The following is a 25,294-nucleotide window of genomic DNA, read 5'->3' as shown; positions in this document are numbered from 1 at the left end:
TTCATTCCTTAACGTTGTTAGGATCACTGGGCAATCAGTGCCAGACCCTGAGTTTTGAAGTCAATGGCCACGCGGGTGGTCGGTGCCAATTGGCGTTCCATCTGCACATCGACAATAAACAGCGCGCCGAGATCGGTTTTTACTTCATATTCGATATGGTCCCCAAGCCAGGTGCTATGGGTGACTTCGCCGTTCAAGGCGCCGCTTTGCTCCGGTAGTAGGGTGATAAACTGCGGGCGTACCGACAGTTGCGCTGCGCCGGGACGCGCCTTGCCACCGGGTACCCGGTACTGGCGGCTGCCGAGGGTGATCAGCGCTTCGCCGCCGACCACTTGTTGTATGTCACAGGGCAGGATATTGGCCTCGCCCATAAAGTCGGCGATAAACACCGACGCCGGCGAATGGTAAAGCTCCTGCGGCGCGCCCTGTTGGGCAATATGCCCTTCTTTCATGACGATAATCTTATCGGAGACCGCCAGGGCTTCTTCCTGATCGTGGGTCACATAGACCGCCGTGAAGCCGAGGCGCTGCTGCAAATCGCGGATCTCGGTGCGGACGCGGCGACGCAGCCGCTCGTCGAGGTTGGATAAGGGTTCGTCGAGCAGCAGCACCTGCGGTTCCAACACCAGGGCACGCGCCACGGCGATGCGCTGTTGCTGGCCGCCGGAGAGCTCAGAGGGCAGGCGTTGGCCCATGCTTTCCAGACCGACCAATTTCAGCCCTTCACGTGCCCGATCCTGTGCCTCTTTGCGCGACAGGCCGCTGGCGAGCAGGCCGTACATCACGTTATCCAGCGAGTTCATGTGCGGGAACAGCGCGTAGGATTGAAACACCATCGCGACGTCGCGCTCGTTGGCGGGCAGATGCGTGACCACCTTGCCGCCAATCAGAATACGGCCTGAGGTCGGGTGTTCCAGACCGGCCAGCAGGCGCAGGGTGGTGGTCTTGCCGCAGCCGGAAGGGCCAAGCAGCGTCACCAGCGTGCCGGGCTCGACGGTGAGTGAAAGCCCGGGCAAGGCGGTGAAATCGGCAAACTGTTTGGTGACGTTCTCAAACACCACCGAGCCGGAACGAATGGCAGTCATACGGCATTCTCCTGATGTAAGGCCGGTGGTGGCGTCACCGGCGGTGTGGTAATGCGGATGGCGCGGCGCAGGCGACGTTCGCCCACCAGCAGCTGGAAAGTGAGGATCACCGCCAGCATCACCACGATAAGCACGGAGGAGTAGGCGATGGCCACGCCGTACTCCCCGTTTTCGACCAGCCCGACGATGTAGGAGGTGGCCATGTTGTACTGGGCGCTGACCAGGAAAATCACCGCGCTGATGGAGGTGATCGCGCGCACAAAGGCGTAGACCAGTGCCGCGCTGATGGCCGGTTTCAACAGCGGCAGGATCACTTTGCGCAGGGTGCGGAAACTGCTGGCGCGCAGGGTCAGCGAGGCTTCATCCAGGCTGCGATCCAACTGACTCATGGCGGCGATCCCACCCCGAACGCCGACCGGCATATTGCGGAACACAAAGCAGGCGACCAGGATCAGGGCGGTGCCGGTGATTTCCAGCGGCGGCAGGTTGTAGGCCATGATGTAACTGACGCCGATCACCGTGCCGGGGATGGCAAAGCTGAGCATCAACATAAACTCGAAGGTCTGGCGGCCGGCAAACTTCTGCCGCACGATCAGCCAGGCGGTGAGCAAGCCGACGATGGCCGTGAGCGGGGCGGCGATCAGCGCGATTTCCAACGTGGTCCAGAACGAGTTCCAGGCGACGCCGGTCCAGACGATCTGGCCGCTGTTCCAGTGGAAACCGAAGGCGCGAGCGTAATGGCCCAGCGTCAGGCTGCTGTCGAGTCCCCATGACTGCACGAAGCCGCCGATCAGGATCATGCCGTAGATGACCAGCGTGAACAGGCCCCAGGGGATCACCAACGCGTACACGCCGTAGCGCAAGCCCCGCGGCAATCCACAGTGGGTGCCGGAATCCCCTTTGCCGGTAACGGTGGCGAAGCTTTTCCCTGCCAACCACAGGCGCTGCAAAATAAAGGCGCTGAGGGTAAAGCACAGCAGGATAATCGCCAGCACGGCGGCGCGGCTCGGATCGTTTTGCGCGCCGACCACCGAGAAGAAGATTTCGGTCGACAGCACGCCGTGGCTGCCGCCCAGCACCATCGGGTTACCGAAGTCCGCCATGCTTTCGATAAAGCTGATCAGGAAGGCGTTGGCCAACCCGGGCGCCATCAGCGGCAGGGAAACGTAGCGGAAAGTGCGCCAGCGGTTGGCGCGCAGCGTTTGCGAAGCTTCTTCCAGCGAGGGGCTGACGCCTTCCACCACGCCAATCAACACCAGAAAGGCAATCGGGGTAAAGGAGAGCACCTGAGCAATCCAGATACCGGTCAGGCCATAAAGCCAGCGGCCGGGTTCAATGCCGAACACCCCGGCGAGCAGCTCGGTCACCACCCCGGCACGGCCAAACAGCAGCATCAGCGCCAGACCGATCACGAACGGCGGCGTAATGATCGGCAGCACCGTCAACATGCGCAGCCCTTTTTTGAACGGCAGCGGCGTACGAGTGGCGGCCAGGGCAAAAGCCAGGCCGAGCAGCGTGGATCCGCTGGCGGTCATCAGCGCCAACGTCAGGGTGCGCCAGGCGGTACCGCAGCTGCCGCCCTTCAGGCAGCTCAGGCTCCAAATGGCTGGATCCTGCATATTGGCGATCAGGCCGTCGGGCTTGAACGATCCGTCCACGTCCTGCACCGAGGCGACAAACATGCTCAGCACCGGGTAAAGCACGAAAGTGGTGACTAGCGCGACCAGCAGCACAATGGCGGCGACCACAAAGGCATCGCCCTTCAGCACGCCGCGTTCGGCCAACGCGAAAGAGAACAGCAGCAAAAATGTGGTGATCAGTAAAATAGCGCCGGCGCCAAAAGCGGGCTGGCCGTCGCTGAGTGCGCCGAACAGGTGTTCGCTCCACTGCCAGTTCCAGCCGCTGTAACCAATGGCATGGCCTTCAAACAGCAGAAAGACCACGCCGACCAGGCTGGCAGCGATCAGCAACTGCGAGCGAAAACGGCCAATTTTCAGCAGGCGAGCCAGTGCGCAAACCAGCAGCATCAGCAGGGCAATCGCCAGCCAGGGGCGTTGAAACGTCAGTATTTGCCACAGAGCGGGTGCACTCGCCTGATCCTGCCACAGCGTAGTTAGCCAGCCAAAGTCGAAGAACCCGGCTTCCTGGCTGTACCAGGGCAGCAACAACAGTGCCAGTGCGCCCAGCACGAGGGCCCCGTCAAGGCGGCGGTTTTGAGCATTCATCTTAACCTCGAGAGTTCATATGTCCTTCACCGCGCCCTGCATGGGCGAGCGTGACCTCGCCCGGTTTATTACAGAGCGCATCGCATGCGGGAGGGAAGGGCTTGAATTACTGGGCGCTGGCGCCGATCTCTTTATCCCAACGGCTGAGCAGGGCCTTGCGTTTTTCTGTCGCACCGTAGGTTTTAAAGTCGTAGTCGATCAGCTTGATGTTTTCGAAGCGCGGTGCGTATTCGGAAATAGCCGCGTTGCGATTTGACGGCAACTGGAAGGATTTGGCGTCTTTCATGTGCGATTGGGCGTCGGCGCTGAGCGCCCAGTCGTACCACACCTTGGCTTCCTTGAGGTTGCGCGCGCCTTTCACGATCGACATGGAGCCAATTTCAAACCCGGTCCCTTCGCAAGGTGCAACCGCCTTGATCGGGAAGCCATCGACCTGCATCGCGACGGCATCGTGCATAAAGACGATGCCGACGGTGGTTTCGCCGCGTGCCGCCGCTTTTACCGGTGCCGAGCCGGATTTGGTGTACTGCGAAATGTTGGCGTTAAGCTTTTTCAGGTAGTCGAAGGCCGGCTCTTCCCCCATGATTTGCACCAGCGTGGCGAGGGTGTTGTACGCGGTGCCGGAAGAGTTCGGGTTGGCCATTTGGATTTCGCCTTTGTAAGCCGGATCCAGCAGATCGCTCCAGCAGGCGGGCACCTTGAGTTTTTTCTCTGCCAGCAGTTTGGTGTTGTAGCCCCAGCCCAGAGCCCCGGCGTAGACGCCAACGGTACGGTAGCCGGCACTTTCGGCCTGTTTACGCGCCCAGTCGTGCTGCTGATCCAGCAGCGGTGACTGATAAGGCTGGGTTAACCCCTCGTCGGCGGCCTGCATATGCGGATCGCCGGTGCCTGCCCACCAAATATCGGTGCGCGGGTTGCGGGCTTCGGTACGAATACGTGCATAGGCTTCCCCGGCGGAGAGGCGCACCATACTGACTTTGATATCCGGGTGCTGTTTCTCAAACAGATTGGTCATTTGCTCACAGACCACCACGTCGGCGGAGCAGATCATATTCAGTTTCCCGGCAGCCTGAGCTGGCAGGGCAGAGAGTGCTGTGCCGGCGGCGAGGACCGCCATCAGAGTAACGCGTTGCATGGTGTTCTCCTTGGTTGTGTAGGGTGGCGATACGTTGTCGCCTATTCTTTTTGCACGTGTGTGCAAATAACTAGAGGATAAAAATTGTGCTGTCAATCGCGTGATGAAACAATTCAACCTACTCGTCACAAAAATGAAACAAATTGACCGCTAAAAGTTTGCACAGCTTTGCAAAATGCGGCAAACTTTTCTCAGAGCGCGTAACGGATGGAAGTGAAGATGGCGATGGACAAGGCGATGATCAGTGCGAAAGACGTAGCGGAACTGGCCGGGGTCTCCCGTTCGGCGGTCTCGCGGACTTATACGCCCGGCGCTAGCGTGTCGGCGACAACCCGCGAAAGGGTGATGCGAGCGGCCGAAGAGCTGGGTTATCACGTTAACCATTTGGCACGGGGACTGGTGCGCAACCGCAGCGGCATTGTCTGCCTGATCGTTTCGGAGCTGGCGACGCCTTATCGGGCCAGCCTGGTGCGATTGCTGACCCAGCATCTGCAGGATGCGGGAAAAATCGCCATGTTGATTAACACCGATCGCTCCGATGACAGCGTGTCCCAGGCATTGCAGCAGGCGATTAACTTCCGCGCAGATGCTTCTTTTGTACTCTCCGGCATGCCGGACAGCGGCATCGCCCGCCTGTGCCACAAACACGGACAGCGGCTGGTGCTGATCAACCGTAACGATACCTTGCCCGGCTCGCTCAGCATCCGGCTGGATAACGAAGAGGCGGCCGGCAGGGTGGTGATGGCGTTTGCCCGTGCGGGCTGCCGACGCATTGCCTTCGCCAACTCATTGGCCGGTACGCCAAGCCTGATGGCGCGTGAGCGCGGTTTTCTGCAGGCGGCGGAAGCTGCGGGGCTGGAGGTGAGCGTCGAGCGTTTTGGCACCACCTCTTATGAGAGCGGCCAGATCCTGGCGCACCGCTTGCTGACCCGGCGTGAGCGCCCTGACGCGGTATTCTGCGTCACCGATTTGCTGGCCTGCGGTTTTATGGACGAGGCGCGCCATCGTTTTGGGCTACGCATTCCGGAAGATCTATGCGTCGCGGGCTACGACGATATTCCGCAGGCGGCGTGGTCCTCTTATAACCTCACCACCTTTACCCAGCCGGTGGCGTTATTTGCTCAGGATGCGGTTTCCTGGCTGATGGCGGAAGAGCAGAAGGAAGAGAATACGATGCCGACGCTGGGCCAGGAGATACCGGGTGAAACCCGGCTGTATCATGCCGATTTCGTCTGGCGCGGCACCATTCGCGGTGCCTGACACAAACCCGTTACCCATTCGGGCTTGTCATCTGCCGATCGTTCTACAATGTTCTCCGTATGCGAAGGGTAGCTAGAACGTGTTTGATCGAAGCGAGATTGTATTCAAAAGGGCTCTGACAGTCTGCTTTGTGCCAGAAGCAGACCTTTCTAAAGCAATTGTGTGTCAACAAAGTGGGCGCAGGTCACGGGCTTATTTCATCGCAGGGATGTTATGGTAAATTGCTTGTCAGTTTGAATGCAGCCTAATCAAACAACCAGGGAAAGGAGAGTAATCGGTATGACGATTTTAGTGACGATACAGGCTCAACTCATTGTTGGAGAAGCGCAGGTGATAAAAAGCCTGGCTCCTGAGGGTATGCTGGCCGCCGTATTTGAAGACGACGGCCAGACCGGGTATTTCTACGCGCTTGATGAGTCCGTTGAAGGAAACCCGATTCAGGATGCAGTGTATATCTACAATGTCGAGGATATTTCAGACGGCCACATTCCTTCTGACGTTAAAATCGGCTGGTCAGAAGACAGTCAGAAGTGCGTGCTCCTTATCAACGGATATCCGCATGGAGCGTTCGATTTCGTTGGGAAAAATGGGTACTGCAGAAGTGGATTTCCTCCCCCGATAAACAAGGTATGGTCTGTGTCCGGCCATGAGTGGAGCGATTCGGTGGATGACTTTTTCCGGTGAGTTACGGCGGGCTTAACGCCTGCCGTTATTATCTATCCATATTGAAAATGTCACTCTGAAGGGGGCGGACGATTTCCTGGACTTTCAGGAGATAAACTATGTATTCAGAATGTCCGCTTTTCGCTCATAGCGGACCTGACAGCCAACTAGTCTGACAGCTTCGTGCCAGAAGCGGGAGTTGATTCTCTGAATTAATACTTGTGTTATGGCAATTCCGGGTTCCCAATAGGTTTCCCCGGAAATGAGATTAAAGCGGTACGAAGGCTTCAACAACATGCTGGAAAACGTAAGGGTCAGAAAGTAGTTCAAATTCTTCGTCGTCCGGGTAGGTGACCGCCACATGATAGTTTTCTCCGGCAAATGCCTTCACCGACTTTAGATCCTGCCAGTAAGTAGCCAGAAAAAAATGTTCCCAGCCCCCCTGAGTTTCCCTGCGAACGAACGCGCCTTTGTTCCCTGATATGCTCCTTGAATGTTCTATTCCTGTTTTCTCAAGGTGCTTTGCAAAGCTTTCTGCATGTTCAAGTGGAACACAACCGTGCCAGGTCCTTACAATCATTAGCTTTCCCTCTTGTGATGGTAAAAATATAACCATACCACTGGAAGGTACTTCTTGGTGTAATTCACGAAGAGTATTCCCTCGTGAATGAATGTTATCGAACACTCCTCACTCCGGTTTATCATTCTGCTCCTTCCTCAAAGCTGCCCATCAACGCCGGTCTGCTTTAAAAACAGGCTTGGCGGGGGATGCTTTCCGTTTTGTCAGCGGATCCCTTAAACTACCTCGCGCAGGTCACAACCTATGGGCTATGACCATGCACGGCCGTAATTCTGGGTTTTTAAACGGGTGAGTTAGCGCCATTGCCGGAATGTTCATCGGTGTCTGTTGATAAAATCCCTCGATCCGATTCGCGCTGACGCGCCAGGTGCCCCGACGAACCAAGAGGGAGGGCAGCTATTCATACCAAGGAAGTAAGATGTTTTTGCCAGATTCAAGCTTTACAAAAACCGTATATCAATCGTCATTTGCAGAATGAGTCGTCAGCTGTTTGTTGCTCTGGATGGGCCCAAGGGCGCCGGTAAAACCACACTGTTGGAAGCCATTACGAAAAGACTAAGGGCAGACCACAAGAAGGTGATCCGACTTTGTGAGAAAAAAAGCGATCCCTACAGGGCGGAAACCATGGCCCTTGTTAACAAACTCGCCAGAAATCCCACTCTGGATTTGGAACTGGAGGTCTGTGCGCGCTTTGCGGAGAGCCGTGCATGGATTTCCCAGCATGTGCTGACTAAACAGCCACCGGACAGCATTATCTTGATGGATCGCTGGTATCCCTCGGATGCCGCGTTTCGTCGGATGCTTCCATTTGCCGAGATTTTACAGCTCAACATTGAACGAAACGTGCGAGCGCCAGACCTGCATGTCGGGGTTGTTACTGCGCCTGAGATCTCATGGGCGAGGGCCGCGGCTCGGCCGCGTGGGCTAAGCAGTACGGTGATTCATAAGCTGGAAGAGCACGTTGCTTGTACCCATGCGTTCGAGAGAGAAATTGCAAACCACGGCTGGTTTTTATGCCGTAATGAAGGCCTGCTCGAAGACGCAACGATGCAGGTGATTTCTGAGATCTACAAAGTGTCTGGATGCCCATAGTCATCGGTGGGCAGAGCTTGCGCCACTCTTCAACTCTGTGTGAGCCTCAGAAAAGCTATACTGCTTCTTGGCCGAAAGCACTGAACACCGTTAACGCGGCATCGTTATGGATAAAATCGGATTCTGTCGAAGATTCAGCAAACCCGAACAGCAAAAAGCCCGCTTAAGTTTCCTTAAGCGGGCTTCTCTAATATGGCTCCTCTGACTGGACTCGAACCAGTGACATACGGATTAACAGTCCGCCGTTCTACCGACTGAACTACAGAGGAATTGTCTGAACGGGGCGCATCATATCCAGCCACCTGGAGTGTGTCAACGCTAAATTAGCCGATTCGGTGCGACTGCTCAGCATCTGAGCAATGCGGCCGACTTAAGGCAGTTCCGCACCGCTATCGGCCTGAAGCCGTTGTAAACGCGCCAGCGGATCCTGCTTATAGAAGCGGGTGAAATGTTGGTACAGCGCTGGAAAGCGGTTGGCCAACAGCTCGGGTGCGCTGAAAAAATACTCCGACAGTACGGCGAAGCACTCGGCTGGATCGGAGGCGGCGTAAGCGTCCATGCTGGCGGCTTCTTCGCCCACCATGTCGATCTCGTCCTGCAGATTTTCCATTGCTGCGTGCAAGTCATGTTCCCAGGCGGCAATGTCGCGCAGCGGAAGAGGGGGCACACCGGTGGCGCTGCCGCCGTTGCGCATATCCAGCTTGTGGACGGCTTCGTGGATCACCAGGTTAAAGCCGGAAAGATCGAACGAGTCCTGCACGTCCTGCCAGTTAAGCACGATCGGCCCCTGTTCCCAGCTTTGACCGGACTGCACCACCGGCCCGGTGTGCACCAGGCCGAAGTCGTCCTGCCATTCGTCCTCTACCACAAAGGGCGTCGGGTAGAGCAGGATCTCATTGAAACCGTCGAGGCATTCGGCACCCAGCTCAAGCACCGGCAGGGCGAACAGCAGGGCGATGCGTGCCTGCATCTGTGACGTCAACTGCAGCCCCTGCAAGGGGACGATGCTTTTTTGCTGTAAAATCTGCCCGGCAACGGCAATCAGCCGCTGTTGTTCCTGCTCATCCAAAGGAGAAAGCAGAGGGATTGCCAGCGCGTCTTGCCACTGGGCAAGCGTTTCCGCCTGCGGTTGTTGCGTTTTCCACGGCCATTTAATCATCGCGTTGCTCGTAAAATCGTCACTTGAACATTCGGCTGGAGGCTAACTCTGTAAAAATGCCGCAAAAAGGGGCATGATAGCAAGCACTTGAAGGAGAGATGCCGGAGCGGCTGAACGGACCAGTCTCGAAAACTGGAGTAGGGGCAACTCTACCGGGGGTTCAAATCCCCCTCTCTCCGCCATTATTCAATCACTTACAGATGATTTTGTCTGTGATCCACGCCTCACCCGTCCTCACGCGATAAAAAAACACCGCTGCCGTTATTCTTAATGATCCGTTACCCGAAACTCTTTGCGATATAAGGACGGGGACGTTTTGAACTGCCGTTGAAAATGCCTGCGCATTGACAGCGCAGTGGCGAAACCTGCAGCCTGTGCGATGCGTTCAACCGGCTGGTCAGTTTTCTCCAGGAAGCGCTGCGCCATCGCCAGTCGTTGGTTCAACAGCCACTGCATCACGCTGGTACCGGTGGTTTGCTGAAAACGGCGGGTAAAGCTGCGGCGGCTCATGCAGGCTCTTTCCGCCAGTTGGTCCAGCGTCAGCGGCTGCTGCAGATTTTCTGTCGCCCAATTCAGCGTTTGCATAAATCTGTCCCCTCCGGCGGTGTTATACACCGGCTGCTCGATAAACTGCGCCTGGCCCCCTTGTCTATGCGGCGGCACCACCAACTGCCGGGCTACCGCATTGGCTGTCTCTGCGCCACAACGCTTGCGTACCAGATGCAGGCAGCAGTCGATGCTGGCGGCGGTTCCTGCCGAAGTGACGATATCGTCGTTATCCACGTACAGCACGTTCTTGTCTACGGAGACCTGCGGATAGCGCTGCAGGAAGTCCGACATCCACCGCCAATGGGTGGTTGCCGGTCGTCCATTGAGCAGCCCGGCTGCCGCCAGAACAAATGCCCCCATGCACAACCCGACCAGAGTGGCTCCGCGCGCATGGGCACTGAGCAAGGCATCGATTAACGGTGTCGGTGGCAGGACTTCGGGATCGCTCCAGCTCGGCACTATCACCATATCGGCTTGTGCCAGCGCCGCCAGCCCATATTCCGCGATAATCGAGAAGCCGGCGTTGGTTTTCAATGGCCCAGGCTCGGTGGCGCAAATCAATAATTGATACGCCGGTTCGCCCTTGCCGTTTAACGCCTTCTCAAAGACCGCGCAGGGGACCGAAAGGTGAAACGGGATGATATTGTTAAAAACCACGATACCCACTTTAAGTGGCGACATACGGCTTCCTTTGATGGTTAAACGCCGGCAGGAAATTTGGCCTGATGGTATCGCTTTTGGGTGTTGCGCTATCTGTTATCACGCCCCCAAAACCCACAGAATTTATCCCGACCCTGGCAGGATATTGCCTGCTGTTTTCTGCTCTAACAAGGATAAATGAGAATGAAAAAACTGATGGCTTGCAGCGCATTGACGCTCTCGATGGTGGCTTCCAGCCTGGCTTTTTCCGCCGACACGCCAGCCGCAACGACCATTCGTACCCTGAGTGGTGCCCAGCCAACGCAATCCTTATCAGCCAATGCCACGGCGCTGTTAGTGATTGATTATCAAAATGAATATTTTATAGGCAAAATGCCGATTCCCGACGGCGTTAAGGCGTTGAAAAATACGCAGCGCTTAGTCAGTTTCGCCCATCAGCATAAGATGCCGGTGTTTTTTGTGCGTCATCTTGGCCCGGCGAATGGCCCTCTGTTTGCCGAAGGGAGCAAGTTCGCCGAATTCCATCCTGACCTGCAACCCTCTGGCAGCGATCGTGTTATTACCAAAGCCACCCCCAGCTCGTTTGTCGGTACCGATCTGGATCGTCAACTTAAGCAGGCCGGTATCAAGCAGCTGGTGATCAGCGGTTTGATGACCCATATGTGTGTTTCATCAACGGCGCGCGATGCGGTACCGCTGGGGTATACGGTGATTATTCCTGAAGATGCCACCGCCACCCGCGATCTGGCTACCTGGGACAACCAAATTGTCGACCACGCCGTGCTGCAACGTGCCGCGCTGGCCGGGGTAGCCGATGTGTTTGCCGAAATCAAAACTACCGATCAGGTATTGGCGCTGCCGGTGAATTGAGCGGCTTAATGGAGTGCCGCTGTGCTCAAACAGACAGCGGCATTGCGGCTTCTGCGTGGGAGGGGAATGGAGCTGGGGGACTACGAATGAAACGCGTTACGCGAAGATATAGTTTTTTCTCCAAGGTCAGATATACTCCTCAAAATTGGTTATCCGTCGTACATAACGCCGCGATCAGAAGCTTGGGTTGGGCAATGTTTTTGCTCCGACGCTGCTCTGTGCGCTCAAACAGTTTCTCTTCGTAGGCCTTAATAACAGGTGCGAACGCCGATGACGAATATTACGCCTTCCATCAAGCTGAGAAGTTTTCTCCAGATGGCCCCTTATCTGGCCATGCGAGGGGTATCGTCGTTGGAGTTCTTTCAACGCCTTGGCATTTCCCCAAACATTTTCCAAAACCCCGATATCTGGATCCCGCGATCGGCCTGTTTTCGTATTGCCAATGAAATGGCTGCCATCACGCAGGATCCTTTTGGTGGCGCCTATGTGGGGCACCTGACCGAAATTCGTTCGCTTGGCGTTTGGGGCGAAATGATCATGAACTCAACGAATATCGCCCAGGCCTGTGCGCTGGCGGCAACCCACGCGGCCATGCTGCATCAGGGGGGAGAAGTAAACATTGTCACCGAAGGCCGTACGACGAAACTCATCCACCAATTCACCGGGCAATATGAAGCCGATCCGCGGCAATTTATCCTCGGCAGTTTGGCGGTGCTCAGAAAAGTTCCGCTGATGTCCGGCGAGCCTTCTTCCATCCGTGTTCACATCAAGTCCTCGAGGGAAAGAGGGGACGACGCGCTTGAAGAGTGCCTGGGGCCGAATCTGGTGATGAATTCGAACTACAACATGATTGAGTTCGACCGCGATTTGCTCGAGATCCCGCTGAAAAATATCCGTGATGAGGCTTGGAAAACCACTGAAGCCTTGCGGACGACGGTTGAAACGGCAGGCGCGTTAATCAAACGGATCGCCGATCCGGAGCAGCCTAAACTTACCGTTATTTCCAAAAGCATCAGGCTGTCACCGAGAACCCTGCAGCGTCGTCTCAAGTATTGCGGTGTCGAATTCGAAGCCCTGCGTGATGAAACCCGTCGCTGCGAAGCTCTGCAGCTCATGGCCAGCGGCAAATACTCGGCGACTGAAATTGCCTATATGGTCGGTTACAGCGATCAGGCGCACTTTACTCGCGCTTTTAAACGCTGGACCGGAAGCACGCCGTCGTTTTACCGCTCAGCCTCAAAGAAAGGGTGAGCGTCAACTTACTCGCAGCCACAAACACGCCAAAGATTTCTCCCTCATTTTAATGCCTCCTGGGGTCATCCGACTCTGGGTGCTTTGCGTCACCAGCAATTTCTCCCAATCGATAACGCTCAGCAACAATAAAGCCCATCTCCACTGAATTTTGCGTCCCTTATGCCTGCCGGCTTTATCTTTGGCGTCAAATGGCAAGTCTCTTTCGAGGCGTTCTTATACAGTCCGCTAAGACAATTCCTAGCGTCGCTGGCGATGTGTTCAGAGATCGCAAAATAAGAAAGGATTGGCATTGGGAAACTGTATTAATTCATACCATCAGGGGGGTTACATGACTTATCTATCCACGGCCAGCGTGGTCGCACTCACATTGGCAACATTGGCAAGTGCGAACGCTCAATCCGTCACGGGCGAAGTGATGCCGGTGGGCGTCGATAATTTTATCCGTGCCGAGTCCGATCTCTATATGGGCAATATGGTGCAGGAGGGCGGCCTGGGACGGTTTGTGCATAGTCGCGAACCCGTTGCCATTGACGCGCAAAGTGTCATCCGCATGAATCGGGATACGCTTTATTCGAGTGCGGTATTCGATCTTGATGCCGGCCCGGTCACCATCAGCTTGCCTGAAGCGGGTAAAAGATTCATGTCGATGCTGGTGGTCAATGAAGATCACTACGTACCCGCCGTCTTTTACGGCGCCGGCAGCCGTACTTTAACCAAAGATGCGGTCGGCACTCGCTATGTTTTTGTCGCGATCCGTACGCTGGTCGATCCCTCCGATCGCAAAGACCTTGAGCAGGTACATGTACTGCAGGATGCCATCAAGGTCAGTCAGGCACGGGCAGGGGAATTCGTCGTACCGAAATGGGATCCGGTGAGTCAGAAAAAGATGCGCGATGCCCTATTGGTACTCGGTGCTACGCTCCCTAACTATAACCAGGCTTTTGGTACCAAGAGCTCGGTTGATCCTATTCAGCATTTGATTGCCACAGCTTCCGGCTGGGGCGGCAATCCGAGCAAGGACGCCATCTATCTCGGCGGCGTGATGCCGAAAAATGATGGGAAAACCGTTTATCGGCTCAAGGTCGGGCAGGTTCCGGTTAAAAGTTTCTGGTCCGTGAGCGTTTATAACGCCGCCGGTTATTTTGAAAAGAACCCCTATGATGCTTATTCGTTAAATAACCTCACCGCTAAAAAAAGTGATGATGGCTCGATCATGATCCAATTTGGGGGCTGCGACGGCAAGATCGCCAACTGTTTGCCGACAATGCCAGGCTGGAATTATACCGTCAGGCTTTATCAGCCTGATAACGAAATTCTTAACGGTAAATGGCATTTCCCACAGCCGCAGTGATCCGTTTTATTTAGTCGAGGCGGCCAGCTTGCATGGTCGAAAATAATCGCCCCCGGTAGCGGTGGATTTATAACGTGGCTGGTGGCAAATATTCATGATTTGGCTGTTTTGGCGCGGCAGAGAATTCCGTCCTGATCCGAATAACACGGTGGGGAAATTACTGCGAGGCAATGAGAGTGCCATTCCCCCTGCGGCATAAACCGAATCTGGAGGCAACAATGAAAAAATCATGTCATCCCTTATATCTGATCGCGCCGTTAGCCGGTCTGTTGTATTCCGGCATTGCGGCGGCGAATGACACGGGCCCGGTGATTACGGACCCCCATTTTAAGCTGGCGCCAGGCTACCTGGAACTCGCCAGCCTACCAGTGCATTTAGCCTTGCTGGGGGCACCGCCAAAACCGGACTCTGCGGCCTTCGCACGCGATGAAGAAGCCCGGCGGGCCGCATTGGCTTTACGCGGCAGCGCTCGTGAAAAGCTGGCCGCGACGGATGCCGAGTTGACGTTCCCGGCCCCGGCTCAGGCGTTTTCGTGCGCGCTGGGCACTGACATCAACCAGAAAAATACCCCGCACCTCTACTCTATGATGCAGCGCGTATTGACGGATGCCGGTGGCTCAACCTATGCCGGAAAGAATGCCTATAACCGTACTCGCCCGTTTGTGCAGCACAGCGAGGGAACCTGCCGCAAGGACATGGAGCCCCTGTTGAAAAATGACGGTTCCTGGCCGTCCGGGCACTCGGCGGCAGGCTGGGCGTGGGGATTGGTGTTGGCCGAAATCCAGCCGGCACGGGCGACAGAGCTGTTGGCCCGCGGTTTGGCCTTTGGCCAAAGCCGTGTGATTTGTGATGCACATTGGCAAAGTGACGTGGACGCGGGCCGCATCATGGGCGCCGCCACGGTAGCCGTTCTGCATGGCAATCCCGCTTTTATGGCAGATTTGGCTGCCGCGAAGCGCGAGGTGCAGGAGGCAACCAGGGCGAGCCTGAAACCTACCGAATCCTGCGCGGCTGAACGTGTTGCGCTCTCCCTGAGTATGCATTGAGAGGGCCATGGTCATGATGAACGGTGACAATCGATCACACAGGTGTGCCGGACGCTTCCTGCCCGCTGCGTTATTAGTTTCTGGCGTTATCAGCTTCCCGGCAGAGGCGGTTCAACCGTTATCTGCGGGCTATCAGGCGGCGGACGAATGGCAGTTCACATTCGCGCCTTATGTATGGGCCGCAGGGATCCGGGGAGATATCGGCCACCGGTCGACCGGAACGCAGTTTATGAAAACGGATTTCTCCGACATCGCCCGCGATCTCGATGTGGCGGTGATGGGCATGGGGGAGGCGCGTAAAGGGCGTTACAGCCTGCTGGTGGACTTGATGTACATCGATACCACGACCCGTAACGATTTACCCGATGGCGCGCCGGCAGATCGCCTGAAAGTGGATAACAGGACGGTGTCCGGGTTCCTGGGCGGGGGATATACCCTGCTGGAAAAAGGCGGTGGTCGCCTTGATGCCGCGGGCGGTGCCAGGGTCTGGTACAGCAGCACCCGGTTAACTTTCCAGGGGGGAGATGCCGGCGGGATATCGGGTAGCGATCGAGCGACCTGGATAGATGCGGTCGCGGGATTGCGCGGGCACTATGCGCTGACGCCGACAGTCTGGCTGTCGGCCTGGGGATTGGCCGGGGGTGGGCAGTCCCGATTGGACTGGGATGTGGCAGGATTGGTGGGATGGGAATTTATGTCGGGTTTCTCTGCGGTGGCCGGTTACCGGGCGATGGGGGTCGACTATCGTCATGACGGCTTCGTGTATGACGTGGTGCAGCAGGGGCCAATATTGGGGGTGAGCGGCAGATTTTAACAGGGGAAATATAACGATCTCTCTAAAGGCTTGTCAGCCTGAGTGCCGCCAAAAATAATTAATACTGCTCAGAGAGTGGAATAAAAAACCTTAATTTAAAAATAATATCACTGTGCCACTGGCAGCGTGAATTGCGTTGTGATTTTAAATTGGCAGCTTGAGTAATTTTTTATCATTGAATTGTTTTGCAAGCCACTTTCACATGTTTAGTGGCTTTTGGGCTGGCTTCTATTTACAGGCAGAGAATAAGGGTGGCTATTTAAGAAACTGCTAGCAAGGTGAAAACCATTATTAATGGGGTTGGGTAAACTCGGATTTTAATTTTCCACTTTTAAAACAATAACCGGATGAGGCGTGTCCGGCGCTTATTTTCGCTTGCCGGAATAGAGGGCGACCAGACCGCGAAACAGACGAGTATTTAAGGAAGAATGACATTATGGCAATTAGCAAAAGAAAGCGGGTCCATGCTTTTTGGTTGATGGCTGCGCTACCGCTGTGTGCAAAGGCAGCTGCGCCGGTGGAGCAGGCGGTCAGTACCTCTGTTGCGCCACATTCGGCTGCAAGCGAGGCGATCCCTACCTTTGCGTTGGGGGCCGGGGTGGTGGTCAGCCCGCTGTATGAAGGCTCCTCGCGTTACGCGGTTTTCCCTTCACTGGTGGCGAAAGCCGTGATGCCGACGGAGAACTGGGGCACGTTTACGGCTGCATTTCCTGAAGGACTGCGGTGGGATCTGCCGAACCTGTCGACGTTCGGCGTAGCGCTGTTGGTGGGTTATGATCCTGGCCGCAAGGAAAAAATCCGTACCCTGGGGGGGCACAACAGCTACCTGAAGGGGATGGGGGATCTGGACAACTCAGCGATGGTGGGGGCGGAAGCCTACTGGGGGCTCTCCGCCAGCCGATTGTTTGTTCGCGGCTGGCAAGCGACCCGCAGCCGTGAATACGGTGGCGAGGATCTGGGGCACACGGCGTATCTTGAAGCGGGGGCTTCCAGCGCATTGCCGCTGTCTTCTGCGCTGACGCTGGACTCCGCGCTATACGGCACCTGGGGTGATAAGGACGACATGATGGCTCACTTCGGGGTGACAGGCGAACAGGCGGCACGTACCGATTTTCGTGAGTATCACACCGGTGGGGGCATGCGGGATGTGACGCTCAAAACCGGTCTGACCTGGCAACTGCAGCCTCACCTGGCGTTGCAGGGCGGGATGAAGCTCTATGCCCTGACCGCAGGGGCACGCCGCAGCCCGTTGACCGATAACAGCGTCGGCGCAGGCTTTTACCTGAATGCCCTGTATCAATTCTGATTCTGTCTTTGGTTGAATCCTGTCCCTCGCCACCTTCAGGGTGGGCTGGGGGACAGGCCCTAGTGGTGTTTATCGAAGCGGTAAACCAAGGCTAAAGCTATCAGCAGCAACAACAGCGGTGGGGCCAGCGTCGTGAGTGGAACATTGAGCGAAAACAGCAGCCCGAGGTTGAGGATAATCTGGTAGATAATGTAGGTCAGCAACCCCACGATCACCCCTACGGCTAAACGGCTGCCTAGCCCGGGGGCTCGAGGAATACTGAAGGTGAAGGGGATGGCCAATAAAATCATCGCCAGGACCAACAGAGGGCGGCCCAATTTTTGCCATAGCGCGATCCGGTACTCGGTGCTAGGTTGCTGCGAACTTTGCAGGTAGGTGATGTACTGCTTCAACTGTTTGATGGAGAAGCTGTCGGCAGGCAAGGTCAGCCCTTTGAGGTTCATTCCGGCAAAAAGGGATTGCCAGAGCAAAGTATCCTGGGTTTGTACGCTCTCTTTTTTGTTGTCCCATTTTTTCTGCATAACTTTATGCAGCGTCCACAGTCCGTTATCGGCCGTGGTGGCCGTCTCCGCATACACATAGGACTCCAGCGTGAGGTCGTCTTGGTAGCGGAATATCTCAATTCCGACGGGTTGGCTATGCTCGTCCAGAGATTTCACGGTAACAAATTCATTGCCCTTTCGGGCCCACAGAGCGTTACCCGCATCCGTGGCATTGCCGGTTTTTGCCAGGGCGCCGTCTTTAAGCTGCAATGCGCGTTGTTGCAGAGGGGAAGCGACCCATTCATCGAGTGCGCCTAACGACAAGTTGATAAACAGGCCGGCGTAGAGCGTTACCAGAGCAATGCGGAAAATTGAAAAACCGGCGGTGCGGATTGCCGTTAATTCCAGGCTTTTCGACATTTGGCCCAGCCCGATGATGCCGCCAAGCAGCGCGATAAAAGGCCCCAGATCCACCAGGCTTCGGGGCAATGTCATCAACACTACCAGTAATGCCTGGTTCCAATGGTAGCCGTTAGGGGTGACGTCCTCGAGTTCGTTGATCAGATTGAAGGTGGTAAACAACGGGATTAACAATCCGGCCGCGGCGGCAAAGCCGATAAAGAGATTACGGATCAAATAACGGCTGAAGATGTTCATCGCAAGGGCTTCCGCAGCAGGGAAAAATCGCGCGCAATCAGGATCAGCATCCCAGCCAGCATGAGTATCGGCACCAGCCAGACGCCCGGCGTGGTGGGGAGGGTCCCGTTAGCGACCAATGTCCGACAGATATTCCCGCCATAAAAAATGGCGGTAAACAGCACGGTCAGGGGCAGCAAGGTGGCATAACGCCCCTGACGGGGTTTGATGCGGCTAAAGGGGATCGCCAATAACACCATCAGCAAAGTGGTGACGCCGCGGCTTTCCCGCCATTGTAATTCTGCCCGGTCCGCGGGATCCGATGAGCGCGACAGTTCCCCCAGCGAGGCTGATTTACGCTTCACTTCCAGGCTTTCGATAAAGGGCTTCAGTGATATCTTGAAGTTATTGTAATTCTGCATGTTGTCGTCGGTACCTTTGCGCTCCAGCACATAGGCCGTGCCCGTTTTCAGTATCACGGAGGGGCTTGAAGGCGAAGGATCTATGACCTCGACGGAATGAGCCCGATAGAGGCTGGTATTATTGGCCGAACGTGAATAAATCAATGCATCCGTCAGGTGGTTTGAGGCCGGGTCAATGCGTGAGGCCATGATCATTCGGCCGCTGCCATTAACGTTAAACTTGTTCGCCTGCAGATGGCTGACATCCAGCACCGATTGCGACTGGCGTTCCAACTGATAAATGTTGCCGTACGCCCAGGGTCTGCCATACAGGGACAACAAGGTGACAAACAGGGCCAGCGGAATGGCGAGTACCAACACCGCTTTGTACAGCCGCCACGGGCTGGCGCCTGAGGCGTGAATGGCGGTGATTTCGGAATCGCTGTAGAGCTGCCCCAGCGCCACCGCGACGGAAACATAGAGGCCTACCGGCAGTAGCATCTCCAGGGCAATCAATATTTTATAGCAGACAACGTCGAATACGATGTGCAGCGCCAGTGTGCCGTTGGCGGCCTCGGTGAGATAGCGTTGGGCCGAATAACTGGCAAACATGAAAATCAGAAAACCCACGATGATCATCACCAATCGGCGGATTTCAACCATGATATAGCGCTCAATCAACACCATAAGTTATAGACGTCCCTTATTATCAAACGCATGTTTTGCAGAGGAAGACCGGCTTTCAGCCCGTTTTTCATCATGATTGATCATGGTTAATCAGCTTTTGCAGCAGGGCGATGACCTGGTTAACCTCATCAGGGGTCAGAGCACCGTCTTTTGCCCATTGGACGCGGCCTTGTTTATCCAGCACCAAAATGGTTGAGCTCTCTTCTGGCAGTTGCCAGGCTTGACGTACCAGCCCATCGCTATCGACGATAAATTGCGCCCAGGGATAATGCCTTTTGTTTTTCTCAATTTTGCCGCGGACGAAAAAACCGGTACCGGGGATCGCATCGTCAGTATTGACGATGGTGGTGGGCTGAAAACGGTCGTTTGGAAAGTTGGCCTCTTTGACGGCGGTAATCAGCATCGAGTTCTTCTTTTTGGCCGAGGTACGGCCGGCGATGCACTGGATCACCCGCACTTTGCCTGCCAGTTCTGCACTGTCCCATTTCTTGTAGCTGAAAGTGTCATTTTCAAGCAGCAACTCACCCCGATCGGCGATGACAACCGGTACGACAGGCTTACCCTGAACAAAATTATGCGCGGATGCCATCAGCGGCAACAGCAGCAGTGACAAGGGCAGTAACCTGCGTAGCATCATCAAAATAACCCTAATTTATCAATGGCTGCGGCGGGGGAGCGGTAATCTCCCCCCAGTAACAGTTACATAGGATAGCGCTCGAGAAGTAACTCCAGGCGTTGGCGGATATCGACATCCAGCATTGTGGGTTCGTCATAGGATTTCCCCCCCGCCAGCTTGTCCGCCACCATCACATCGTGGCGATCTCCCATTAGCCCGTTAATCGCGGCCAGGAATCTGGAGATCTGCAGAGCCTCGCGGTTGCCTGGATCTATCGACCTCAGCGTGTCATAAAAAGAGACTTGCTGGCTGACGATTTTCCGCACGTCGTGGAACTGCTTTCCCGTGAGCTCTGGGTTGACAATGAGCTCCTGGAGCGCGCGCATTTGTTCCTGCCGGTAGGCAATAAAATCACTCTCGGTTTCTAACTGAATATGCCGCAAAGCATAATTCACCAGCGACCAGACCGGCCTGCTGAGCAGCAGCCGAAGAAGATTGCCGTAGAATTTCAGGTTCTGTTGGTTGCCATTGCGAAACGCGTCCTGAAAATGGCCGAGCACCACGGTGGTGGTGTGAAAAAGGCGGCCGGCACTGTGCTTTTTGCTGTAAAGACGCTGGGCAAAGCGTAAATGTTTATAGCGCGCGCGAATATATTTGTAGCGCATGCGCGTCGCGGCGGGTAAGTCTGAATCCTTAAGAAAATCATTCACTAAGCCCAGGAGTTCTCGTCGGGTGAAACCGTCCTCCCAAAATTGCAGGCACAGGGCGTAATTATCCTGAATGCTCTCATAGGAACATTGCAAATCAATATGTTGTGGCAAACTGATATTTGCATCAACAATGTCATCCGTCTCTACGGCAATAAACAGTAACTGCGTAGTTTCAGCAGAGAATTTTTTCCCGTTGCTGCTATTCATCATTGATTACTCTCTCTGGATACATTGAATCCCAGTAAATAGCGATTACGGTAAGCGCCTATCGTCGGTATGAGCGTCAATAAAACGTCCAAACATTGGCCTGCCAGATAAGCGAAGGCCGCACCCTGCACACCAAACAGATGAGACATGCCCACCAGCAGCGCTATATAGGCGATCGCAGAAAAAGTCTGCACAATCAAGAAGGCCCGCTGTTTGCCCGCCATGAACAATAAGGATTCCTGCGGGAAGCCCAGCATGGAAACGATAATGGCGCCCAGCATGATTTGGATTAAATCATAGGCTTGCAAATACTGCTGGCCGAACACAAAGGAAATTAATGGCTTACCTACAACGATGACCAGCAGCGCCACGGCGAGACCTATGCCTCCAGCCAACAACGCCGATCTGAGGCCCAGCATCCAGGGTTTGCTGGTTCGGGGATCCAGACGCATGATCTCAGGGTAGAAGCTTTTTTCCAGCAGCTTGGCCGGGGTCCCCGTGGCGTCAAAGAAGGTCATCGCGATTTTGAACAGCCCGGCGGCTGCCGGCCCCAAAACGACGCCGACTAACACCGTGCTGCACGAGTTACGGGTAGCCCAAATAGTATGGGCAAAATTGGTGGTCCAGACGAAATTCCAGGCGCCTTCGATACGACGTGCGGTTTTGAATAGGCGTGGTTTCAATGCGTTATGGATATCTCTGCGGTGCAGTTCACGCGCGGCGAACCACCAAAATAGCGTGCCGCCGATCAAGTTGGAGGCATACCATGTGACGATGAACCCTGGAAATCCCCAATCAAAATAATAGGACAGCACGCTGCCGACGGCCTGCAGGAAGGGCTTGATGGCCTGCTGAACGGCAATCAGGTCGAAGCGATCAAACGCGCGTAAAATTCCCGTAGGGGTGGACGACGTCATCGACGGAATTAAGGTGCAGTAAAGGATCGCGAGCCAGAAACTTTCGGTATCCAACCCTAAGGCGTGCGAAAGGAAAGGGAGCAGCAACATGCCGCCCAGTACCGCAATGGTGCCGCTGGCAATATCCAGACCGAACGAAAATGAAATGACGTCACGAAAGCGTTGAATGTTTTGGCGTTCCAGCGCCGGAGTCCCAAATTGGACAACGAATTGCCACGTCTGAAACTTGATAAAGTCGCTGACTGCTTTGGTATAGGCTTGAATAACAACCAGAACACCGAACATTTCAGGCGACATGCCTTTGCCGGCGCAAGAAAGCGCAAGCAGCCCGAGCAGGGCGCTGGCTACACTGCCGGAACCTAAATAAGCGGCGTTACGTAAGATGGAACGAAAAGCCCCATCGGAAAACCAATGCTTCATGGTAAAACCAGCCATACTGACCACTTCAGGTTATCAATAGCTCAGCGGACATAAGCTGGCCTTGCATACATATCCGGTACGATGAAACTCAGAGATATGTATCCGTTCATGGAGTGAAAAGTAAAGAATCGCCCGTTTTGCTTGGCGACACTCTCACCAGGATTGATAGCGGCTCAATCCCTATTTTACATTGCGAGCGACAGGCTCGGGTAAAACTTTCACACCTGAAATATAATCATGAAAATCTCTCCGATAATACTTTTCCAGGCTGATAAAATTTTACCATTCAATGCTGTTTAGTCATCCTTCCGGTACTGGCATTCATTTTAAAACATGATCAAAAAGTGCGTTTTCCTGATTTTTTTGGTAATAAACATTAGCGTTGTTTACCCCTGAATCTTAATAGTGAACGATATTATCGACATGTCTGTAGATGAATGAATTCGCTATCCGAGAGAAGCCTGGGGACGCGAAGGGATCATTGCGACGGAGGATATTGCATTCAGCGCTTTTTCCAGTACTTCATCGTAAGGCGCTTTAGCATCCAACTCTATAATTCTGGAACCATTATATTGCAGCCGAACCATGGCAGAGATTTTGTCCTTCAGTTCTTCGTAGCTGTGATCGGGCTTACGTGAAAAGGCGGTATCGACATCAATATCGAGGCGAATGATAAGTTCGGGGCGGCATAAGGCCATTGATTGATATAAACGTTTTTCGCGTGCGGCTAAGCGAGTCATTAACCAGCCTTTTGCCCGCTCTACGCCAATGCCCGGCCCGTCATAATAAAAACCGGAAATCTCGGCCTGCGGAAAACGGTCGCTAATCACCAGCACGCCGCTCTCTGCCAGACGCTGTACTTTGCGTAAATTAGCCGCACGCCACACTGAAAAACCATACATAATCAGGGCTGCCCAGAGTGCCGGCGGTTTATTGCTCATGCGCTGAGTCTTGTCGGACTTCGCGGCCAGGCGGCGTTCAAGCCAGACACCAATAACCGGCAGGCGCTTAATTTTGTCGCCATCTTCACCGGAGATCAGCCCTAAATAACGCCGTTCCGTTGTCCGGTATTTTTGCAGGTTTTTGACCAAATCGGCGGTAAGCGTGGATTTCCCCGTACCGTCACTGCCCACGACCGCAATCAGGCCGGTAATCACGGTCGATGAAGCATCGCTGGCGGTATTTGATTTATCTGTTTGCATTTTTTTCAGTATTAATAAGTTATCGGCAGACTAAACCTTGGGTGTCGCCAGGGAGGTTCGAATGGCACGCAGCGATTCATCAAGAATTTTACCCGCCGGCTCTCGCCCATCTAAATCCAGTATGTTCGCGCCGTTAAAAGTAAGATGCGGAATGACGGCAATCTTTTCGCGCAGCGCAGAAAGTTTATGATCGGGTTTGCGCGAGAATGCGGTTTCTTCATCAATATCCAGACGAATCAATAAGAAAGGCGGATATGATGCCATCCACTGATACAGCCTTTGCTCATGTTTTCTCAACCAGCGTACCCAGCGATTACCGCCATCCGTTTTTGCCAGCTGCGGCCCATCGAAACGAAAACCCGCCACTTCCGCTTGCGGATAGCGATCGGTGACCAGTAATTGCCCTCTGCGGCTTTTTGCCAGCATGCGGCGAAACTTATAAACGCGCCAATATGACAACAAAAAGATCACCAGCGTGGTCAGATTACCCGGCGGCGTTGAAGGATGTTCATGAACGCGATCGGACTTCGCCAGTAAATAACGACCGAAGGGTGCGCCAATAATCGGCAAGTTGCTGATCCATTCCCCAATACGTCCCGAAGACTGGCCGAGATAAAGTAATTCTGTCGGTTCTTGCGATGAGAGATGATTGACCAGACTGGCAGCCAAGGTCGATTTTCCCGAGCCATCACAACCCGTTATTGCAATTACGCGCACGGGGGGATGATTAGCAATGGGCATTGTCTGTTGACTCACAATAATTGGTCCAACTCAAAGAAACTATTGTATTATAACCAGCCTTGGGTTCAAGATATTTATTGAGTATTATCTCAGTGCCATTCAAATTTCTTTATTATTTGTGATTATGTTTTGGTGAGTCCGTCTTGTTTTTTTGTGCTAACCACAGCTGGGATTGTTCTTATAGCTCTTAATGCTAATTAGGCGTTGCCGCACCGGGTAATGGAACAGGTTTCTTCATTGTTTTCTTAATCTTTTGTGTGCTTTGGTCTGGGGTTGGCAATATTTATTCCCCATGGCTTTGATAACGTCATTAAGCGACTTTTCGTTTTCGAAGTGGTACATTTTTACAGGTGTCTTAGAAGAGAATCTTATTATGAATTCAAAATCCCCGCCGCTTATTGCGGTAATTGGCAGCGATGGCTCGGGTAAGTCTACCGTTTGTGAATATCTCATTGAGTATGTGAAAAAATACGGTCCTGCAGTGAAGGTGCATCTGGGTAAGCAGGCAGGAAATGTCGGGCGTGCGGTTTCGCAACTCCCGCTGATGGGAAATTCTGTTGGCAAGGCCATCGAACGCAACACTAAAAAAGTGAAATCCAAAAAATCCAGGGTGGGGCTGTTGCCGGGTTTGGTCATTATCACTTTCGTTTTGCGTCGGCTGCTGCGTTTTCGCCGGATGTTGGCTTTTCGTCGACAAGGTCTGATCGTATTAACCGACCGTTTCCCGCAGGTACAAATCCCCGGCGCCTACGATGGCACCGTATTTCCCGAAAATACTCAAGGCAGCCATTTTGTCAGATGGTTGGCGGGGCGCGAACGCAAAGCTTTTCAATGGATGGCGGATAATAAGCCAGACCTGGTGATCAAGTTGAATGTGGATCTGGACGTCGCTTGCGCACGTAAACCCGATCATCGCAAAGAAGCATTAGCCAAAAAGATTGCCGTTACGCCACTGCTCACTTTTGAAGGTGCGGAAATTGCGGATGTCGATGCCAATAAACCGCTCGATGAAGTGTTATCCGCCGCTGAAAAAGCCGTCGCGGAATTTATGCAAGCGCAGGGATATAGCTTTGTAGTCGAAGGCGAATCGGTAGCGACCCACTGATTATTTCAGTTCTCGCAATCAGAAAGTTTGATTCCAGTGCCGATAACTTTTTCGGCACTGGCAGGCAAGGTGAAGAGTGTTTTTGATGGGAACACTACCCATGAGTTTTATGAGCAGCGGG

Annotated in this window: 23 protein-coding genes and 2 tRNA genes; 11 read left to right on the top strand and 14 right to left on the bottom strand. The window is 54.3% G+C overall.

Going from position 1 to position 25,294, the window contains the following annotated elements; all coding sequences use genetic code 11:
• Window positions 1–23: 23 nt before the first annotated feature.
• From H0S68_RS15485 to H0S68_RS15475, 3 genes are all read right to left on the bottom strand, one after another.
• A complete protein-coding gene (locus tag H0S68_RS15485) occupies window positions 24–1,085 on the bottom strand; it encodes an ABC transporter ATP-binding protein (RefSeq protein ID WP_410528827.1) in 1,062 nt (353 codons plus the stop codon).
• On the bottom strand, window positions 1,082–3,310 hold the full coding sequence (locus tag H0S68_RS15480) for an ABC transporter permease (RefSeq protein WP_020827658.1): 2,229 nt from the start codon (window positions 3,308–3,310) through the stop codon (window positions 1,082–1,084). The genes H0S68_RS15485 and H0S68_RS15480 overlap by 4 nt, the downstream gene beginning before the upstream one ends.
• A 106-nt stretch (window positions 3,311–3,416) precedes the next feature.
• Window positions 3,417–4,445: an ABC transporter substrate-binding protein gene (locus H0S68_RS15475; RefSeq protein ID WP_020827657.1), complete on the bottom strand. Its 1,029-nt coding sequence runs from the start codon at window positions 4,443–4,445 to the stop codon at window positions 3,417–3,419.
• Window positions 4,446–4,664: 219 nt separating this feature from the next.
• On the opposite strand from H0S68_RS15475, the gene H0S68_RS15470 reads away from it, so the two are divergent.
• Together H0S68_RS15470 and H0S68_RS15465 are read left to right on the top strand one after the other, a co-directional pair.
• Entirely contained in the window at window positions 4,665–5,705 is a 1,041-nt protein-coding gene (locus H0S68_RS15470) for a LacI family DNA-binding transcriptional regulator (protein ID WP_046373171.1), read from the top strand.
• 279 nt (window positions 5,706–5,984) lie between these two features.
• On the top strand, window positions 5,985–6,389 hold the full coding sequence (locus H0S68_RS15465) for a DUF2251 domain-containing protein (protein ID WP_142814933.1): 405 nt from the start codon (window positions 5,985–5,987) through the stop codon (window positions 6,387–6,389).
• Window positions 6,390–6,636: 247 nt separating this feature from the next.
• Here H0S68_RS15465 and H0S68_RS15460 read toward each other — a convergent pair whose 3' ends face one another.
• The gene (locus H0S68_RS15460; RefSeq protein WP_116690198.1) at window positions 6,637–6,948 is read right to left on the bottom strand and encodes a hypothetical protein; all 312 of its coding nucleotides are present in this window, start codon (window positions 6,946–6,948) and stop codon (window positions 6,637–6,639) included.
• A 474-nt stretch (window positions 6,949–7,422) separates the two neighbouring features.
• Between H0S68_RS15460 and H0S68_RS15455 the strand changes: the two genes are divergently transcribed.
• Window positions 7,423–8,040: a dTMP kinase gene (locus tag H0S68_RS15455; protein ID WP_410528826.1), complete on the top strand. Its 618-nt coding sequence runs from the start codon at window positions 7,423–7,425 to the stop codon at window positions 8,038–8,040.
• Between the two features lie 193 nt (window positions 8,041–8,233).
• Here the strand turns inward: H0S68_RS15455 and H0S68_RS15450 are convergent.
• Both H0S68_RS15450 and mtfA read right to left on the bottom strand, forming a co-directional pair.
• Window positions 8,234–8,309 (bottom strand) — tRNA-Asn (locus tag H0S68_RS15450).
• A gap of 101 nt (window positions 8,310–8,410) precedes the next feature.
• Window positions 8,411–9,199 (bottom strand): DgsA anti-repressor MtfA, encoded by a 789-nt coding sequence (gene mtfA / locus H0S68_RS15445; protein ID WP_409325760.1) that lies wholly within the window; start codon window positions 9,197–9,199, stop codon window positions 8,411–8,413.
• Between the two features lie 92 nt (window positions 9,200–9,291).
• Between mtfA and H0S68_RS15440 the strand changes: the two genes are divergently transcribed.
• Window positions 9,292–9,381: transfer RNA gene (locus tag H0S68_RS15440), tRNA-Ser, on the top strand.
• 85 nt (window positions 9,382–9,466) lie between these two features.
• Here the strand turns inward: H0S68_RS15440 and H0S68_RS15435 are convergent.
• Window positions 9,467–10,429, bottom strand: coding sequence for a GlxA family transcriptional regulator (locus H0S68_RS15435; protein WP_142814935.1), 963 nt, complete (start codon window positions 10,427–10,429; stop codon window positions 9,467–9,469).
• A 162-nt stretch (window positions 10,430–10,591) separates the two neighbouring features.
• Here H0S68_RS15435 and H0S68_RS15430 point away from each other — a divergent pair, with 162 nt between their 5' ends.
• From H0S68_RS15430 to H0S68_RS15405, 6 genes are all read left to right on the top strand, one after another.
• A complete protein-coding gene (locus H0S68_RS15430) occupies window positions 10,592–11,278 on the top strand; it encodes a cysteine hydrolase family protein (protein ID WP_201896244.1) in 687 nt (228 codons plus the stop codon).
• Window positions 11,279–11,548: 270 nt separating this feature from the next.
• Window positions 11,549–12,529, top strand: coding sequence for an AraC family transcriptional regulator (locus tag H0S68_RS15425; RefSeq protein WP_041414736.1), 981 nt, complete (start codon window positions 11,549–11,551; stop codon window positions 12,527–12,529).
• 331 nt (window positions 12,530–12,860) lie between these two features.
• Window positions 12,861–13,883, top strand: a complete 1,023-nt coding sequence (locus tag H0S68_RS15420; RefSeq protein ID WP_410528825.1) for a DUF1254 domain-containing protein — start codon at window positions 12,861–12,863, stop codon at window positions 13,881–13,883.
• A gap of 218 nt (window positions 13,884–14,101) precedes the next feature.
• Window positions 14,102–14,929: an acid phosphatase gene (locus H0S68_RS15415; protein ID WP_410528824.1), complete on the top strand. Its 828-nt coding sequence runs from the start codon at window positions 14,102–14,104 to the stop codon at window positions 14,927–14,929.
• 229 nt (window positions 14,930–15,158) lie between these two features.
• Entirely contained in the window at window positions 15,159–15,743 is a 585-nt protein-coding gene (locus H0S68_RS15410; protein WP_230090324.1) for a hypothetical protein, read from the top strand.
• Window positions 15,744–16,179: 436 nt separating this feature from the next.
• Window positions 16,180–17,049: a MipA/OmpV family protein gene (locus H0S68_RS15405; protein WP_020827642.1), complete on the top strand. Its 870-nt coding sequence runs from the start codon at window positions 16,180–16,182 to the stop codon at window positions 17,047–17,049.
• Window positions 17,050–17,108: 59 nt separating this feature from the next.
• On the opposite strand, the gene lptG is transcribed toward H0S68_RS15405, so the two are convergent.
• The 7 genes from lptG to H0S68_RS15370 all read right to left on the bottom strand — a co-directional run bounded on the left by lptG (window position 17,109) and on the right by H0S68_RS15370 (window position 24,068).
• Window positions 17,109–18,188 carry an LPS export ABC transporter permease LptG gene (gene lptG, locus H0S68_RS15400; protein WP_128865326.1) on the bottom strand — a complete coding sequence of 360 codons (1,080 nt, stop codon included), beginning with the start codon at window positions 18,186–18,188 and terminating at the stop codon, window positions 17,109–17,111.
• Window positions 18,185–19,255, bottom strand: coding sequence for an LPS export ABC transporter permease LptF (gene lptF, locus H0S68_RS15395; protein WP_020827640.1), 1,071 nt, complete (start codon window positions 19,253–19,255; stop codon window positions 18,185–18,187). Before lptF ends, lptG begins: the two co-directional genes overlap by 4 nt.
• A gap of 70 nt (window positions 19,256–19,325) precedes the next feature.
• The gene (locus H0S68_RS15390; RefSeq protein WP_046373182.1) at window positions 19,326–19,892 is read right to left on the bottom strand and encodes a YtfJ family protein; all 567 of its coding nucleotides are present in this window, start codon (window positions 19,890–19,892) and stop codon (window positions 19,326–19,328) included.
• 62 nt (window positions 19,893–19,954) lie between these two features.
• The gene (locus H0S68_RS15385) at window positions 19,955–20,791 is read right to left on the bottom strand and encodes a hypothetical protein (protein ID WP_082144857.1); all 837 of its coding nucleotides are present in this window, start codon (window positions 20,789–20,791) and stop codon (window positions 19,955–19,957) included.
• Window positions 20,788–22,125, bottom strand: coding sequence for a lipopolysaccharide biosynthesis protein (locus tag H0S68_RS15380; protein ID WP_046375017.1), 1,338 nt, complete (start codon window positions 22,123–22,125; stop codon window positions 20,788–20,790). Before H0S68_RS15380 ends, H0S68_RS15385 begins: the two co-directional genes overlap by 4 nt.
• 446 nt (window positions 22,126–22,571) lie before the next feature.
• Window positions 22,572–23,327 carry a hypothetical protein gene (locus tag H0S68_RS15375; protein WP_020827636.1) on the bottom strand — a complete coding sequence of 252 codons (756 nt, stop codon included), beginning with the start codon at window positions 23,325–23,327 and terminating at the stop codon, window positions 22,572–22,574.
• Between the two features lie 30 nt (window positions 23,328–23,357).
• Window positions 23,358–24,068 carry a hypothetical protein gene (locus H0S68_RS15370; RefSeq protein WP_232807852.1) on the bottom strand — a complete coding sequence of 237 codons (711 nt, stop codon included), beginning with the start codon at window positions 24,066–24,068 and terminating at the stop codon, window positions 23,358–23,360.
• Between the two features lie 373 nt (window positions 24,069–24,441).
• Here H0S68_RS15370 and H0S68_RS15365 point away from each other — a divergent pair, with 373 nt between their 5' ends.
• Window positions 24,442–25,173 carry a thymidylate kinase gene (locus H0S68_RS15365; RefSeq protein WP_122079761.1) on the top strand — a complete coding sequence of 244 codons (732 nt, stop codon included), beginning with the start codon at window positions 24,442–24,444 and terminating at the stop codon, window positions 25,171–25,173.
• Window positions 25,174–25,294: the final 121 nt, after the last annotated feature.

It is taken from the genome of Serratia sp. AXJ-M (assembly GCF_046531865.1).
In the GTDB taxonomy this organism is placed as follows: domain Bacteria; phylum Pseudomonadota; class Gammaproteobacteria; order Enterobacterales; family Enterobacteriaceae; genus Serratia; species Serratia liquefaciens.
Note: the sequence above shows the minus strand (reverse complement) of the source record. Positions and strands in the feature narration are given on the sequence as shown.